The sequence below is a fragment of the Paenibacillus physcomitrellae genome, from assembly GCF_002240225.1.
GTDB lineage: Bacteria > Bacillota > Bacilli > Paenibacillales > Paenibacillaceae > Fontibacillus > Fontibacillus physcomitrellae.
Map to the genome: position 1 here is coordinate 489,822 of NZ_CP022584.1, position 15,982 is coordinate 505,803.

A 15,982-nucleotide genomic window follows, 5' to 3' on the forward strand; every position below is an offset into this window, starting at 1 on the left:
AACCATGTCCAGCATCTCTTTGCAGCCCGCCGTCAAGGTTTGGGAGGAAGACGTTGAAATTCCGACTTATGAAACCGGCCGCCCGGATAAAAATCCGATGTTCCTTGAGAAACGGGTGTATCAAGGCAGCTCAGGCCGCGTGTATCCGCATCCGGTCATCGACAAGATTGAAGACGAGAAAGTGATGAAGTCCTACCGGGTCGTATTCCTGGAGAATGAATTCGTACAGATTCAAATCATGCCGCAAATCGGCGGCCGGATCTACCGAGCTCTCGATAAAACCAATAATTATGACTTTGTCTATTACAACCAGGTCATTAAACCGGCGCTGGTCGGATTGGCCGGACCGTGGATCTCTGGCGGGATCGAATTCAACTGGCCACAGCATCACCGGCCAAACACGTTTGGCCCGGTAGAATACCGGACCGAGGAGAATCAGGACGGCAGCAAAACCGTCTGGGTCGGTGAAACGGACAAGATGTACGGAACCAAAGTGACCACCGGCTTTACGCTGTACCCCGGCAAGGCTTATCTGGAAATTCATGCCCAGCTGTACAACCGGACGGCAGAGCCGCAAACGTTCCTGTGGTGGGCCAATCCGGCGGTAGCCGTCAATGACCATACCCAGTCCGTATTTCCGCCGGATGTCCATGCCGTATTCGACCATGGCAAACGCGACGTCTCCAAATTCCCGATTGCCACGGGCACCTATTACAAGATGGATTATTCCGCCGGGGTCGACATTTCCAAATACAGCAACATCCCGGTGCCGACCTCCTACATGGCTTATCATTCCGATTTCAACTTTGTCGGCGGTTATGATCATGGCGTTCAGGCCGGGATTCTCCATTTTGCCAACAAACACGTATCTCCGGGCAAAAAGCAGTGGACCTGGGGCAACGGTGAGTTCGGCCAGGCCTGGGACCGGAACTTGACGGACGAAGACGGTCCTTACATCGAGCTGATGACCGGGGTTTATACGGACAATCAGCCCGATTTTACCTGGCTGCATCCTTATGAAGAGAAAAGCTTCAAGCAATATTTTATGCCCTACAAGCAGATCGGGATGGTTAAGAACGCCTCCCTGGAAGCTGCGGTAAACCTCGAGGTCCATGAGGGAAAAGCGATGGTTAAGGCGTATGCGACCTCCTTGTTTGAGCAGGCGCGGGTCGTTGTGCAAGGGCGTCTGAAGACCTATGTGGATCAAAGCTTGACCTTGTCTCCGACTCAAACGTATAAAGCCGAATTGGAGCTTGCTGAGGGTGAGCTGGAAGAAGATCTGAAAGTAACGGTTTACGAGCAGGGCGGCCGTGAGCTGGTTGCCTTCCAGCCTCTGCCGAAGTCGATCGAGCCGCTGCCTGAACCGGCGAAAGCGATCGGAGAGCCGGAAGAGCTGGCGAATACGGAAGCCTTGTATTTGGCCGGACAGCATCTGGAGCAGTACAGACATGCGACTTATGAGCCGGACCCTTATTATCTGGAGGGACTGAAACGGGATCCGGGTGATATCCGGCTGAACAACGCTTATGGATTGCTGTTGCTTCGCCGCGGACTGTTCGAGGAAAGCGAAACGTATTTCCGCAAAGCGGCGGAGACGCTGACGCGGCATAACGCACGGCCTTATGACAGCGAACCCTTCTTTAACCTGGGCAAAAGCCTGAAATGGCAGGGGCGGCTGGACGAAGCCTTCAGCGCTTTTTATAAATCGGTCTGGTCTGCGGTTTGGCAGGCCGCCGGGTACTTCCACCTGGCCCAGATTGCCGCCGAGCAAGGAAATGAGACAGAAGCGCTCGAGCTGATCGACCGTTCGCTGAATGTGCAGTACCGCAGCTTCAAAGCACGGCATCTGAAGACGCTGCTGCTTCGCAAGCTCGGTCAAGCACAGCAAGCCGAGCAGTTGGTGCTTGAGACGATAGAGATGGACCCGATTGAGTTCGGTTCGCGTTACGAGCGTGTTCGTATAGCCGCGGAGCGGGGAGACTCGGCCGCAGAAACGGCTGCGCTCAGCGATCTGCTGGGGCTGCTGCGTGACGATCCTGCGAACTTCATCCATCTGGCCCAGGATTACGCGGATGCCGGTCAATACGAAGAAGCTTTGCGTGTGCTGGGTTTGTATCCGGGACTGGAGAACGGAAATCCGGGTTCACCGCTGCTTCTGTACTACATGGCTTTCTACAGTGAAGAGGCAGGGAAGGCTTCAGAGAGTGCAAGGTATTATAAGCTGGCCGCACAAGCCGATCCGGCGTATTGCTTCCCGAATACGCTTCATGATTACGTGCTGCTGCGCCATGTTACCCTGCATTCCCCTGAGGATGCACATGCCTGCTACTATTTGGGCAATTTGCTGTATGACAAGAAGCGGCATGAGGAGGCCGCCCGCTGCTGGGAGGCGTCCGTCAAGCTGAATGACCGCTTTGCCACGCCTTACCGTAATCTGGCGCTGGCTTATTATAATAAAGAGCATCGGCCGGAGCCGGCTTTGCGTGTGCTGACCCGGGCCTTTGAGCTGAACCCGGCGGATGCCCGCGTGCTGTATGAACTCGATCAGCTGCATAAGAAATTGGGCAGTCTGCCGGACAAACGGCTGGAGCTGCTGGAGCAGCACAGGGAGCTGGTGATTCAGCGAGACGACTTATATCTGGAGTACATCACGCTTCATAATACCTTGGGGCATTATGACCAGGCCCTCGGGCTGATTCTGAAGCGGCATTTCCATCCTTGGGAAGGCGGAGAAGGCAAGGTGCCGGCCCAATACGTGTTTGCCCGGGTCGAGCGGGCCAAGCGGCTGCTCCGGGAGCAGAAGGCGGATCAGGCTATCAGCGAACTGCTTGCGGCCAAACAATATCCGCTGAATATCAACGAAGGCAAGCTGGAAGGTGCGCAGGAAAATAACATCGACTATTATCTGGGCTGCGCCTATAAACAGCTCGGCCAGCAGAACCAGGCGGCGGCAAGCTTCGAAGCGGCATCCGTAGGACTGGAGGAGCCGTCGAGCGCCATGTTCTATAATGACCAGCCGCCGCACATGATTTTCTATCAAGGGCTCGGACAGCGGAAGCTCGGCAATGAGGCTGCCGCGCGCAGCCGGTTTAATAAGCTGGTGGACTATGGCGAACAGCATTTGTTCGACGATCCGAAAATCGACTATTTTGCTGTATCGCTGCCGGACTTTCTGGTGTTTGACGAGGATTTGAAACGGAAAAACATCATCCACTGCCATTACATGATGGGGCTCGGTTATTTGGGCCTCGGACGTCAGGCAGACGCCAAACGCCAATTTGAAACGGCGCTTGAGCTGGAGCCTCATCATCAAGGGGCCGCCGTTCATCTGGCGCTGGCCGGAGAGCGGGATCTTTAAATAGACTAGGTTTTGTAAAGGGTCTTCGAGCGAAATGAAAAATTTTTAAATCTATAAGTGGGGGGAGATCGTGTGAACATGTCTCAGAATAAACCGGCTCAGATCTGGAGCAAAACTCAATTTCAGGACCATGAGATTTGGACAGGGGAAACAGAGGCCATGCGGATCTCCCTTATTCCCTCCATCGGCAGCAAAATGATCTCCCTTTATAACCTGGAGACAGGACGCGAATGGCTTACTCAATCCGAGAATTATAACGTTCCCGGATTTGGCCGCCCATTCACCGAAAGCAGCGGAAGCGGCTGGGATGAGATGTTTCCGACCATCAACCCCTGCCGTTACTCCGGGTCGCCATGGCCGGAGGTGGAGCTGCCCGATCATGGGGAGGTTTGGTCCATTCCCTGGCAGGCAAAGGCCGATGCGGAAGGACGAGAGCTGCACTGTGAAGTCCGGGGCGTCCGGCTTCCGTATTTGCTCAGTAAAACGTATTCTTTCCCTGCCCCTGACCGGCTTCGGATCGGTTATGCGGTGAAGAACTTAAGCGCTGCGCCCATGTCCTTTCTTTGGGCGGCCCATCCGCTATTCCAAGTGGAGGAGGGCATGGAAATCCGCGTTCCGCAAGGTCTGAACGAGATCGTGGTCTCTTATTCCGCAGGCAACCGGCTTGGCCGGACCGGGGAGGTGAGAAGCTGGCCGCAGCCTTTGGCGGATCGCCCGGACATCCGGCTTGACCGGACAGGAACCTCTGAGCAGGGAACGGCTGAAAAATATTATTTCGCGGGTCCTCTGCCGAGCGGCAGGGCGGGAATCTACGATCCCGCGAAAGGGGAAGGCTTGGAGCTGGCTTTTCCGGTAGACAAGGTGCCTTATTTATCGGTTTGGGCCAATGACGGGGGATTTGAGGGCCAATATCATCTGGCGCTGGAGCCCGCGACCGGATTTCTGGACGATCTGAGTTATGCCCGGGAGCACGGGCAGGCTGCAGAGGTCGGACCGGACCGTGTATACGAATGGTTTCTGGAAGTAAGCTGGATTTAAAACGGGAGCGGCTAGCGTAAGGAAGCTCGTGCAGCCAATTTTTTAACAAATGATATAATGACGGAAGAATAGAGGGGGAGATGAACAGGAAGATGAACCTGAGTGAGGAAAAGGAAAGATGAGCCGTATTCCTGCAGATCATTTGACCATAAAACGCATCTATGAGCCTTATGGAGCTGCGGATGGCTGCCGAATATTGGTAGACCGACTGTGGCCGCGGGGCATTGCCAAAGAACAAGCTATGATCCAGGAATGGATGAAAGACGTGGCGCCCAGTCCCGGATTGCGGAAGTGGTTTGGTCATGAACCGGAACGTTTTGAGGAATTCAGGGACCGTTACATGCTGGAGCTGGATCAGGAGGCTGTTCCGAGAGCAGCGGCAGCGAAAATCCGTGATTTGGCGGCCCAGCAGAAGGTAACCTTGATTTATGCCGCCAAAGACCCGATGCACAATCATGCCCTTGTTCTGCGCGACTGGTTAAAAAGCCTGGAGTAAGGCTTGGACAGCCATGCGGTTGCGGAGAAAGAAACAGGCTCTTTGTTTGATAAGCCGTCCAATGGACGGCTTATTTTGCCGACTAATGGAGGGAGAAAATAACGTGCTAGGCCGGTGATGCTTCAGTAACTAACCGGTAGGAGGTTTAAGATCAATCCCGGCGAATGTATCATAAGTTGCGACGGAATTAACATTATTCAAATTTTTCTTATGTTAGCAGCTTTTCAAAATGACAAAGGAGGAATGAGAAATGGCATCATCGGAGGCTCAACCGGAAGCAAATGACGAGAAGATGGAAAAGGTAAGAAAGTACAAGGTCCTCAATCAATATGCTCAAAAAGGACAAACCGTATTTGTTGGCTCCTCATTGATGGAATTTTTCCCCATTCATGAGCTGCAGCAAGCCTTCGGGTACAAAGGCTGCTTTTATAATCGGGGGATCGCCGGCTATGTGACGGCGGAGCTGCTGGAGTCGATGGAGGTGTGTATCTTCGAGCTGGCACCGACCAAAATATTCATAAATATCGGAACCAACGATATTAGTGCGCCAGATTACCGGCTCGAGGGTCTGCTTGCGAACTACGATGAAATACTAAGCCAGATTGCGAAGAGGCTGCCTGACTGTCAGGTGTATGTGATGGCTTATTATCCCGTGAATGCAAAAGCAGAGTTTCCATTCGTACCCAGGGCATCCATGGAAGAAGTATTTCAGAGACGGACGAATGAAGCCATAAGGGAAGCAAATGAAGCCATTGAGAGTTTTGCTTCCAAGCACCGTTATGACTTCATTGACGTGAATGAGGGACTGTTAGATGCCGAGGGGAATTTGAAAGCGGAATATTCCACCGATGGAATTCACATGCTCCCGAATGGATATGCCGTTGTCTTGAATAACATGCAAAAATATTTTTAGACTGTAAGGATATTATTAGGCCGCTCAATGAGTCCGCGCAAACGGCAATTGAAAGCTACCACCGGCAGCTGCGTAAGGAAACCAAGGGGTAAAGTATTTTCCCTATCGATGAAGCCCTGCTAAAAAAACTCTACCTGGCCACGATGGATGTGACCCGGAAATGGACAGGTCGCGTCCAAAATTGGGGCCAGATGCTGCTTCAACTTTCGGTCTTCTTTCCAGATCGAATCGGCAACTACTTACATTAGAAACGCCGAATCCCCCCGAGGGGGGGGCTTCAATAGAGTTTACACAAAGATCTTGACAGACAAATAAAGGTTCACTAAGCGGGCTCCAATTACTGAGGGGCCCGCTTTAAGTTTTAGACGATATTAGTCGAGGCTTGAGCTGCGTTTATAGGGAGGATAAGGTCTAGGTGGCCTTGATGCACCGCTGCTTTATTTATTGGATTCTGTCTAAAACTTATTGAGTAGGAATCGCCTCAGCATCCTTTTAGTAGGCATTCTGAGTGTTCATGATAGTTGTGATTATAATCACAATTGAGAGGTTTAGGCCATGTTACGCTGGATTACAGATAAACAAAAGGAGAGGTTTGAGATGCGGGACTATACTTTTGAAGACATGAAACAAATCAACCGGAGCGAGCTTGGGGCCACCGTGCCGCTGGAGCTGTTTCGCACGATCCGTCTGATCGGCATGTACCAGGGACTCCCGATGGGCGGGAAAGGCACAACACTGACGGTTGGACGTAAAATTGGAGAAAATTTGCCCGCAAACACGGTCGAGGAATTGTTTCAGCTGTTCCGCGACCTCAAAATCGGGCTGCCCATGATCGTGGACCAGAACGAGCGGAGCCTTCGCGTCGCTGTTGAAGACTGCTTTTGCAAAGGGCTGCCGGTGGATGAAGAGAAGATGGTGTGCGACCTGGAGGGCGCTATCATGGAAGGAGCGCTTAAGAAAATCCTGAACCGGACGGTCAGCGTGCGGGAAGTGAAATGCAATGTGCACGGCGACGAGCGCTGCGAATATGAGGTGCGGCTGCAATGACGCGGAGGTTAAGCTGCCGAGGGTTTTCCCTAATGGGCAGATTATGCAAGCTTGCTTACAATATTACATAGACGTATTACTAGTTTAACAGATAAGGAGGGTGCCTGTGGCAAGGTACATTCCCAAGCAGCATGGAGCCTGGGCGATGCTTGTCCTTCCCTTTTTGGCCGGGCTGGCGATCTCGGAAGGAAAAATCATTCATATTCCGCTGTTTCTTTGGTGGCTGGTTATTTATTTGTTCAGCTTTCCGGTGCTGCAGTGGATCAAGACGGGAAATAAAGCCCGATACCGTGGCCCCGCGCTGCTGTACGGCGTGATTCTGCTTCCTTTAACGGTTATTCTTATCGCATTTGACCCCATGCTGATCGGCTATGGCGTGCTGCTGCTCGTTTTTTTCATCCCGAATATCTATTACGCCAAAACCAAAAACGAACGTGCGCTGCTCAACGATATCATGGCCGTTCTTGTCTTTTGCTCTTTCATTTTCCCGGTGGTCTACGTGGGCGAAGGAGGCAGCCGCAGTTATGTAGAAGCCGCGCAATGGTTTGCGTTGTTGGCCGCCTATTTTATCGGAACTGTCTTATACGTCAAAACCGTCATTCGCGAGAAAAATAATCCCAGGTTCTATTATGCCTCCATCACCTATCATCTCTTAAACATCGGGATTGCCGCAGCTGTCAATCTTTATATGATCTTTCCTGCCGTTATCCTGCTGCTGCGCGCAGCCTGGTTTCCAAAGCTGGGGCTCAAGGTTAAGCAAACCGGCATGGCGGAATTTGGTTTCGCCTCGCTCATCTATGTTTCAATTTTGTTTATATACGCTTGAACCAAAACCATCCGGTGCTTCGGATGGTTTTTTTATCGTTGAAACACAGGGATTTCCCTGCAAGCAATAGGACATTCCCTGATGGGCACGCCGAAGCCTTCCTTTCATAATAAGTTTATGGTTACTCGCGGCTCTTGGAGATCACATGACTTATATAGGCAAAGGAGCGTCCTATTTCAATGAAAAGAAAAAGAAGTCTGAATTTTTTTAAACCGATAGAAAGCTATTCCGGCAACTGGTCCATTCTTGAGGAGAAAAACAGAGAGTGGGAGAACGTCTACCGGCAGCGCTGGTCGCATGACAAGGTAGTCCGGACCACGCATGGCGTGAACTGTACCGGCTCCTGCAGCTGGAAGGTGTTTGTCAAGAACGGCATTATCACCTGGGAGAACCAGCAGATCGATTACCCTTCCTGCGGGCCCGACATGCCCGAGTTTGAACCGCGGGGCTGCCCTCGGGGAGCTAGCTTCTCCTGGTACGAATACAGCCCGCTGCGCGTGAAATATCCTTATATGCGCGGCAAGCTTTGGCGGCTGTGGGAAGCAGCCCTTGCCGAGCATAGCAACCCGGTAGAAGCCTGGGCCAGCATAGTAGAGGACCCGGAGAAAACCCAGCATTATAAATCCGCGCGGGGCAAAGGCGGCCATGTGCGGGTCAAATGGGAGGATGCCCTGCAGCTGATTTCAGCGCAGCTGATTTACACCATCCGCAAGTATGGGCCTGACAGGATTGCCGGTTTCACTCCGATTCCAGCCATGTCGATGATCAGCTACGCGTCGGGCGCCCGTTTTATCTCTCTGCTGGGCGGTCAAATGCTCAGCTTCTATGACTGGTACGCAGATCTTCCGCCGGCCTCCCCGCAAATCTGGGGTGAACAGACGGACGTGCCCGAGTCTTCGGACTGGTACAATGCCGGTTACCTGATCATGTGGGGCTCGAATGTTCCGCTTACCCGTACGCCGGATGCCCACTTCATGACCGAGGTCCGCTACAAAGGAACCAAGGTGGTTTCGGTAGCCCCGGACCTGGCGGAGAACGTGAAGTTTGCCGACAACTGGCTTGCGCCGAATCCCGGCACGGATGCCGCATTGGCTCAGGCAATGACCCATGTCATTTTGAATGAATTTTATCAGGTTCGCAAGGAACCGATGTTTATGAATTACGCCAAACAATACACGGATATGCCGTTTCTTATTCTGCTTGATTCTCATGAGGATGCCTGGAAGGGCGGCCGGTTCCTGAGAGCCAGCGATCTTGGAGAAACTTCGCCGAATTCTGATTGGAAGCCGGTCATTTATGATGAAGCTGCCGGGGAGCTGATGGTTCCGAACGGTACGCTGGGCCAAAGATGGGAGCAGGGCAAGAAATGGAACCTGATCCTTGAAAGGGAGGACGGGACGAAGGTCGAACCTGCGCTTTCCGTAGAAGGCCATGGGGAGCAGTGGGAGGAGATCGTGTTCCCGTATTTCGACAACGCGAAGAACGGGACGTTTAAACGAATGATTCCGGCTATGAAAATCCGTCTTGCCGACGGTTCGGAGCGTTATGCGGCTACCGTGTACGACCTTATGATGAGCCAATACGGCGTCGCCCGCACCGAGAGTTCTTATCACGTTGAAAATTCTTATCACGCCAAAAATTACGAGGACGAAACGGTCCATTATACCCCGGCCTGGCAGGAAAAAATTACGGGCGTTAAAGCGTCTGTGGTTGTGCAGATTGCCCGCGAATTTGCCCAGAACGCTCTCGATACCGGGGGACGCTCGATGATTATTATGGGAGCCGGCATCAATCACTGGTTCAACAGCGACACGATTTACCGCTCCATCCTGAACCTGGTTATGCTGACCGCCTGCCAAGGCGTTAACGGCGGAGGCTGGGCCCATTATGTCGGACAGGAGAAGCTCCGCCCGATCGAAGGCTGGTCGGCGATCGCCTTTGCCAAGGACTGGCAGGGGGCAGCGCGGCAGCAAAACGCGACTTCGTTTTTCTATTTTGCAACGGACCAGTGGAGATATGAAGAAAGCGATACGCATTCGCTGAAATCTCCGACCGCAGGCGACGTTCATTATCGGCATCCTGCGGACTACAACGTGCTGGCCGCCCGTCTCGGCTGGCTGCCTTCCTACCCGCAGTTTAACAAGAACAGCCTGCTGTTCGCGGAAGAAGCGGCCCGGGCGGGCAAAAAGTCGCATGAAGAGATCATCCACCATTCGGTGGAAGAGATCAAATCCCGTAACACTAAATTTGCGGTGGAAGATCCGGGCGCACCCGAGAACTTCCCGCGTTCGTTGTTCGTCTGGCGGTCGAACCTGATCTCCAGTTCGGCGAAAGGGCAGGAATATTTCATGAAACACCTGCTCGGGGCCTCCGACGCTCTGCTGGCCCGTCCGAACGAGGAACAAAAACCGGAAGAAATCGTGTGGCGAGAGGATGTCGAAGGCAAGCTTGACCTCCTGGTCAGCATCGATTTCCGGATGACGGCGACGCCGCTGTATTCGGACATCGTGCTTCCGGCGGCCACCTGGTATGAGAAGACGGATTTATCTTCGACCGATATGCATCCTTTTGTCCATCCGTTTAATCCGGCAATTAATCCGCTGTGGGAATCCCGCTCGGACTGGGATATCTACCGCCAGCTGTCCGAAGTGTTCTCCGAGATGGCCAAAGAGCATCTGCCCGGCGTCTATAAAGATTTGGTCATGTCGCCTCTCGGTCATGATTCCGCCGGCGAAATTGCCCAGCCTATGGGGCTGATCAAGGATTGGACCAAGGGGGAAATCGAGGCGGTCCCCGGCAGAACGATGCCGAACTTCGGCATCGTGGAACGGGATTATACCCAGATCCACGATAAATACGTTTCGCTGGGTCCTAACCTGGCAACCGGAAAAGTCGGCGCCCACGGCGTCAGCTTCTCGGTAGCGGATGAATACGAGGAAATGAAGAAGCTGAACGGCGTCTATCACGACAACTCGATCAAAGACGGATTGCCGAAGCTTCAAAGCGCGAGACAAGCGGCCGATGCGGTGCTGCATTTGTCATCGGCCACGAACGGCCGCGTTTCGCAGAAGGCCTATGGGGAAGCCGAGAAGGAGCATGGCGTTCCGCTGAAGGATATCTCCGCAGACCGCGCCGCGGAGAAGATTACCTTCCAGAGCATTACAGCTCAGCCACGGGAAGTCATTCCGACACCGGTCTTCACCGGTTCGAACAAGCAGGGACGCCGATATTCGCCGTTTACAACGAATATCGAACGTCTGGTACCGTTCCGCACCTTGACCGGCAGACAGCATTTTTACCTGGATCACGAAATTTTCCTGCAATTCGGCGAATCGCTGCCGGTTTATAAACCAACCCTTCCTCCGCTGGTCTTCGGGCCGAGGGACAAGGAGGTCAAAGGCGGCCGGGATACGCTGGTGCTCCGCTACCTGACTCCACACGGAAAGTGGAATATCCACTCCACTTATCAGGATAACCAGCACATGCTGACCTTGTTCCGGGGAGGACCGACGGTCTGGATCAACAATGAGGACGCGGCGGAGCACGATCTCGCCGACAACGATTGGGTGGAAGTTTACAACCGCAACGGCGTAGTGACCGCAAGAGCCGTGGTCAGCCACCGGATGCCGCGAGGCACGATGTTTATGTACCATGCCCAGGATAAACATATCAACGTACCCGGTTCGGAAATTTCGGAGACGCGAGGCGGCAGCCACAATGCCCCGACACGGATCCACCTGAAGCCGACCCAGATGGTCGGCGGATATGCCCAGCTCAGCTATGGATTCAACTATTACGGGCCGATCGGCAACCAGCGTGATGTTTATGTGGCGGTCCGTAAAATGAAGGAGGTTAACTGGCTTGAAGATTAAAGCGCAAGTCGCAATGGTCCTGAATTTGGATAAATGTATCGGCTGCCATACCTGCAGCGTTACCTGCAAAACTACATGGACAAACCGCAAAGGGGCGGAATACATCTGGTTCAACAATGTGGAGACCAAACCGGGCATCGGTTATCCGAAGCGCTGGGAGGACCAGGAGCAGTACAAAGGCGGCTGGGAGCTGCGCAAAGGCAAACTGGAGCTGAAAGCGGGAAACAAGCTTTCTAAGGTTGCGCTCGGCAAAATTTTTTATAACCCCGACATGCCTGAAATGAAAGATTACTATGAGCCGTGGACCTATAATTATGACCATTTGACTCAAGCTAAGGAACAAAAACACTCTCCGGTAGCCAAACCACATTCCGCGGTTACCGGGGACAAAATGAATCTGGAATGGGGCCCGAACTGGGAGGACGATCTGGCCGGAGCCCATGTTACCGGACCGCAGGATCCGAATATCCAAAAGATCGAAGAAGAGATCAAATTCAACTTTGAGCAGTCGTTTATGATGTATCTGCCCCGTCTGTGTGAGCATTGCCTGAATCCGAGCTGCGTGGCTTCCTGTCCTTCGGGCGCCATGTATAAGCGGGATGAAGACGGCATCGTGCTGGTGGACCAGAAGGCTTGCCGGGGCTGGAGATACTGCATGACGGGCTGCCCTTACAAGAAGGTCTATTTCAACTGGCAGACCAACAAAGCCGAAAAATGCACCTTCTGCTTCCCGCGTGTGGAAGCGGGTCTGCCGACCGTGTGCTCGGAAACCTGCACGGGCCGCATCCGTTATTTGGGCGTTTTGCTCTATGATGCTGACCGTGTGCTTGAAGCGGCGTCAACCCCGGATGAACAAGATTTATACAAGCAACAATGCAGCTTGTTCCTCGATCCGTACGACCCCGAGATTATTGCCCAGGCTAGACGGGACGGCCTTTCCGAGGACTGGATCGAAGCGGCTCAGAACTCCCCGGTTTACAAGCTGGCGATTGAATATAAACTCGCTTTCCCGCTTCATCCGGAATACCGTACGCTTCCGATGGTATGGTACGTTCCGCCGCTTAGCCCGATCATGAACTATTTTGAGGGCAAGGATTCGATCCAACATCCGGATCTGATTTTCCCGGCGATCGATGAAATGCGGACCCCGATCGAATACTTGGCGAACCTGCTGACGGCCGGTGATACGGATACGGTCAAAGGAGCCCTGCAGCGGATGGCGATGATGCGCTCGTATATGCGCGCCAAGTCCAGCGGACAGGAGTTTGACGACAGCCGGCTTGACCGGGTGGGGTTAACGGCGCTTCAGACGGAAGAGATGTACAGACTGCTGGCTATTGCCAAATATGAGGACCGCTTCGTGATTCCTTCCTCGCATAAAGAGGAGCATATGAATCCTTACCGGGCTCAAGGCTCCACCGGCTTTAATCATGTCATGGGCAGCATGGACATGGGGCAGGGCTGCAGCGGTTGCGGCGCGGTTCAGTCGATGAATGCGGTTCAATCCATGAACGCCGTTCCGCCGGCTCCGGTCAAAACCGAGGAATCGGGCAAGGAATTCGGCGAGAATTTTTACGGGGGGATCTGGCGTGATTGACGCAATTGACGTATTCAAGCTGCAGGCGTATAAAACCTCGTTTGGCTTCTTCTCCCGCCAGCTGATGTACCCGGAGAAACTGGACTTTCATCCCGTTTTGCTGGAGGAAGCTTTTGATGCGCAGCACCCGGCCATCACCGAGGTTCGAACTTATTGGTCTTTGATGCAGAACCTGAGTATGGAAGAAATCCGGGAGTTGTATACGGAGACGTTTGATTTTGACAAACATTGTGCGCTCTATATGACTTATTTTAAATTTGAGGATGCGAAAGAGCGGGGGCAGATGCTGGCCAAGCTCAAAATGCTGTACGAATTATACGGACTGGTCATGCCGGAAGGGGAGCTTCCGGATTTCCTCCCGCTGATGTGCGAGTTTTTCTATGCGGCAGAATGGAGAAAGGACCCGCGCACGCCTGAAAATTTTCGAATGCCGATTCTGATTCTCGAAGACGGCACTTACCATTTGCTCAAAGCGCTGGAGAAGAAAAACAGTCCTTATGCCCATCTGGTAAAAGGGCTGCGTGCAACGCTTAAAGCGTGCGTCAAACAGGGGGTTGCCGGGTCATGACCATGCTGAACCAATTTTTATGGGTGATTTACCCTTATCTTTGCCTGGCGATTTTTGTTGTCGGCCATATCTTCCGCTACCGGACGGACCAGTTTAACTGGACCGCCAAATCCAGCGAATTTATCGAGAAAAAACGGTTGATGGCCGGCAGCCTCCTGTTCCATCTCGGCGTCATTCCGGTATTTTTTGGCCACGTATCGGGCCTCGGCATCCCTAAATCCTGGATGCGGGCTTTTGGCGTGGATGATCATATTTACCATATCGGCGCCGTTTATATCGGCGGGATTTTTGGGGCGATGACCCTGATCGGCATGCTCATTTTAACGGCACGGCGCTTTACGATGAAGAATGTGCGACGTTTAAGCTCGGCTTCCGACCTGGCGGTGAACGCGCTGCTGCTGATCATCGTCTGCATGGGCATGTTCGCCACTTTGGTTACCAATGCCGTGCGGCCCGAATTCGATTACAGGGAGACGATCTCGGTCTGGTTCCGAGGGCTGTTTATGCTCAGACCGGATGCTTCGCTGATGACGGACGTTCCTTTATCCTTTAAGCTGCATGCCCTGCTCGGTTTTGGCATTTTGGCTTTCTGGCCGTTCAGCAGATTGGTGCATGTGTGGAGTGTGCCCTTGAATTATATGGGCAGAAGTTATATTTTATATAGAAAAAACAAAACGACCAGAAGAGAAGGCTGAGCCTTCTTTTCTGGTTTCCATAGGAGATAACTGGATGAATACGAAGGTGGCATTCCAAAGGGACCTTGACATGGCTCGGGCAACCCTTGGTTTTGATTTCATGGCGCTGGCCCTTGTTGAATCGGCGGAACACAACTATATTATCAAATGGAAGTATGTGTCCGGCAATAAAAATGAACGTTATAAACGCATCGTGCTTCAGTCCGGGAAGGGCATAGCCGGAATGGTCTTCAAGATCGGAAAGCCGCTTTTGATCCCGTCCATTGAACAGGAGGTCGGTCCGGGCAGTCTGTTCAATTATCCGATCGCCCAATCCGAGGATTTGAAGAGTGTGGGAGCAGTCCCGCTATGGAACGAGGAACGGGTGGAGGGCGTTCTGCTGGGAGCTTTTCGCGGCGACAAGCAGGTTACGGATGAGCTGCTTCAAGCCATGGTCGATTTGACCCGAACGTCGTTCAAAGAAAGTACAGAAAAGGAAATGATCTGATTCTAATGACACAAACCAAGTTGGAATACCTCATCCCGTTGTTAATGAACCTTTTTAAGAATGGAACGGAAGCCATCTTTTTCTTTGACCGGGACGGGAAGACAATCGCGATGAACCCGGCTGCCGAAGACATTGTGGGCGAACAGGTGCTCTTTAAGCTTTACCAGGGGGAAAGCCGCGCTCTTTGCGCGACATGCCGCGGGTATACGAGCGAAACGGAGGCAAGAACGTGCCTGGAATGTTATTTTCAAATTCCGGAATCCGAGAACCTCAGCTCTTTCCAGGTTTTTCTCGAAACCAAAGGGAAGGGCATGGTCCCTTACACGGCCTCTTTTCACACCATTGATCCGGAAGAAGGAATCCGTGTGTTTATGCTCCGGGATTTGACCCGGCAGCTCCAGACCCAGGAGAATTTATATAAGCATAAAATAATGAAACACGTCATTGAAGCCCAGGAGAATGAGCGCAAGCGGATTTCCCGCGAGCTTCATGACAGTGTCGCCCAGGAATTGATGAGCGCGGTTCTGGATCTGCGCGTCCTGAAGTATATGACCCAGGATGATCAGCTGCTCAAAAAAATGAAGCAGACAGAGGCTACCATGACCCGCCTGCTGGACGATATCCGGAACCTTTCGGTTGAACTGCGCCCGCCCGCTTTGGATGACCTTGGGCTGGAAGCGGCCTTTCGTTCACATTTCAAGAGGATGGAGCGCAGTTACGGCCTGCTGGTCGAATTCAGCTCGGACCTTTCGCAGAAGCGGTACGGCAATGAAGTGGAGACGGTGATGTACCGGGTCTGCCAGGAAGCCGTCTTAAATGCGCTCAAATACGCGCAGGTCGATACGGTACAGGTCTCGTTAACGGATACGGGCAAGGTGCTGAGCTTGCGGGTGGAAGACAAAGGGGTGGGCTTCAATCAGGGCGACGCGCCGCTTGGAACAGGAATGGGGCTGTTCGGCATGCAGGAGCGGGCAGAGCAGGTTGGCGGCAGCCTGACGGTTGTATCCCGGGTCGGCTCGGGGACCACGGTCCTTCTGCAGGTTCCGGTTGGAAACGATAAGGGAGAAGGAGAGAGCTAACGAATG

General features: G+C 53.0%; 12 protein-coding genes and 1 pseudogene. All 13 read left to right on the plus strand.

What is annotated here, in order from left to right; genetic code table 11:
• The first annotated feature begins 4 nt into the window (after positions 1–4).
• The 13 genes and pseudogenes from CBE73_RS02215 (at position 5) to CBE73_RS02275 (ending at position 15,976) form a co-directional block, all read left to right on the plus strand.
• A complete protein-coding gene (locus tag CBE73_RS02215) occupies positions 5–3,358 on the plus strand; it encodes a DUF5107 domain-containing protein (RefSeq protein ID WP_094092810.1) in 3,354 nt (1,117 codons plus the stop codon).
• 78 nt (positions 3,359–3,436) lie between these two features.
• A complete protein-coding gene (locus CBE73_RS02220) occupies positions 3,437–4,396 on the plus strand; it encodes an aldose epimerase family protein (RefSeq protein ID WP_094092811.1) in 960 nt (319 codons plus the stop codon).
• A 118-nt stretch (positions 4,397–4,514) separates the two neighbouring features.
• A complete protein-coding gene (locus tag CBE73_RS02225; protein ID WP_094092812.1) occupies positions 4,515–4,892 on the plus strand; it encodes a DUF488 domain-containing protein in 378 nt (125 codons plus the stop codon).
• Positions 4,893–5,142: 250 nt separating this feature from the next.
• On the plus strand, positions 5,143–5,805 hold the full coding sequence (locus CBE73_RS02230) for a GDSL-type esterase/lipase family protein (RefSeq protein ID WP_094092813.1): 663 nt from the start codon (positions 5,143–5,145) through the stop codon (positions 5,803–5,805).
• Positions 5,806–5,852: 47 nt separating this feature from the next.
• A pseudogene (locus tag CBE73_RS22315) lies at positions 5,853–6,053 on the plus strand (IS256 family transposase); the annotation flags it as partial.
• Positions 6,054–6,402: 349 nt separating this feature from the next.
• Positions 6,403–6,852 carry a V4R domain-containing protein gene (locus CBE73_RS02240; protein WP_094092814.1) on the plus strand — a complete coding sequence of 150 codons (450 nt, stop codon included), beginning with the start codon at positions 6,403–6,405 and terminating at the stop codon, positions 6,850–6,852.
• 106 nt (positions 6,853–6,958) lie between these two features.
• Positions 6,959–7,678 carry a YwiC-like family protein gene (locus CBE73_RS02245; RefSeq protein ID WP_094092815.1) on the plus strand — a complete coding sequence of 240 codons (720 nt, stop codon included), beginning with the start codon at positions 6,959–6,961 and terminating at the stop codon, positions 7,676–7,678.
• Between the two features lie 179 nt (positions 7,679–7,857).
• Complete coding sequence (locus CBE73_RS02250; protein ID WP_094092816.1) at positions 7,858–11,550, plus strand: nitrate reductase subunit alpha; 3,693 nt, start codon at positions 7,858–7,860, stop codon at positions 11,548–11,550.
• The gene (gene narH / locus CBE73_RS02255; protein WP_094092817.1) at positions 11,540–13,147 is read left to right on the plus strand and encodes a nitrate reductase subunit beta; all 1,608 of its coding nucleotides are present in this window, start codon (positions 11,540–11,542) and stop codon (positions 13,145–13,147) included. The genes CBE73_RS02250 and narH overlap by 11 nt, the downstream gene beginning before the upstream one ends.
• Positions 13,140–13,715 (plus strand): nitrate reductase molybdenum cofactor assembly chaperone, encoded by a 576-nt coding sequence (gene narJ / locus CBE73_RS02260; RefSeq protein WP_229752565.1) that lies wholly within the window; start codon positions 13,140–13,142, stop codon positions 13,713–13,715. Before narH ends, narJ begins: the two co-directional genes overlap by 8 nt.
• On the plus strand, positions 13,712–14,410 hold the full coding sequence (gene narI, locus CBE73_RS02265) for a respiratory nitrate reductase subunit gamma (RefSeq protein ID WP_094092818.1): 699 nt from the start codon (positions 13,712–13,714) through the stop codon (positions 14,408–14,410). The genes narJ and narI overlap by 4 nt, the downstream gene beginning before the upstream one ends.
• A gap of 34 nt (positions 14,411–14,444) precedes the next feature.
• Positions 14,445–14,897, plus strand: a complete 453-nt coding sequence (locus CBE73_RS02270; RefSeq protein WP_094092819.1) for a GAF domain-containing protein — start codon at positions 14,445–14,447, stop codon at positions 14,895–14,897.
• Positions 14,898–14,941: 44 nt separating this feature from the next.
• Positions 14,942–15,976, plus strand: a complete 1,035-nt coding sequence (locus tag CBE73_RS02275; RefSeq protein WP_244905513.1) for a sensor histidine kinase — start codon at positions 14,942–14,944, stop codon at positions 15,974–15,976.
• Positions 15,977–15,982: the final 6 nt, after the last annotated feature.

What these genes read in the sequence shown, in the direction of transcription:
- CBE73_RS02215 (WP_094092810.1), top strand. Translation starts at nt 5, where the DNA reads ATGTCCAGCATCTCTTTGCAGCCCGCCGTCAAGGTTTGGGAGGAAGAC.
- CBE73_RS02220 (WP_094092811.1), top strand. Translation starts at nt 3,437, where the DNA reads ATGTCTCAGAATAAACCGGCTCAGATCTGGAGCAAAACTCAATTTCAG.
- CBE73_RS02225 (WP_094092812.1), top strand. Translation starts at nt 4,515, where the DNA reads ATGAGCCGTATTCCTGCAGATCATTTGACCATAAAACGCATCTATGAG.
- CBE73_RS02230 (WP_094092813.1), top strand. Translation starts at nt 5,143, where the DNA reads ATGGCATCATCGGAGGCTCAACCGGAAGCAAATGACGAGAAGATGGAA.
- CBE73_RS02240 (WP_094092814.1), top strand. Translation starts at nt 6,403, where the DNA reads ATGCGGGACTATACTTTTGAAGACATGAAACAAATCAACCGGAGCGAG.
- CBE73_RS02250 (WP_094092816.1), top strand. Translation starts at nt 7,858, where the DNA reads ATGAAAAGAAAAAGAAGTCTGAATTTTTTTAAACCGATAGAAAGCTAT.
- narI (WP_094092818.1), top strand. Translation starts at nt 13,712, where the DNA reads ATGACCATGCTGAACCAATTTTTATGGGTGATTTACCCTTATCTTTGC.
- CBE73_RS02270 (WP_094092819.1), top strand. Translation starts at nt 14,445, where the DNA reads ATGAATACGAAGGTGGCATTCCAAAGGGACCTTGACATGGCTCGGGCA.
- CBE73_RS02275 (WP_244905513.1), top strand. Translation starts at nt 14,942, where the DNA reads ATGAACCTTTTTAAGAATGGAACGGAAGCCATCTTTTTCTTTGACCGG.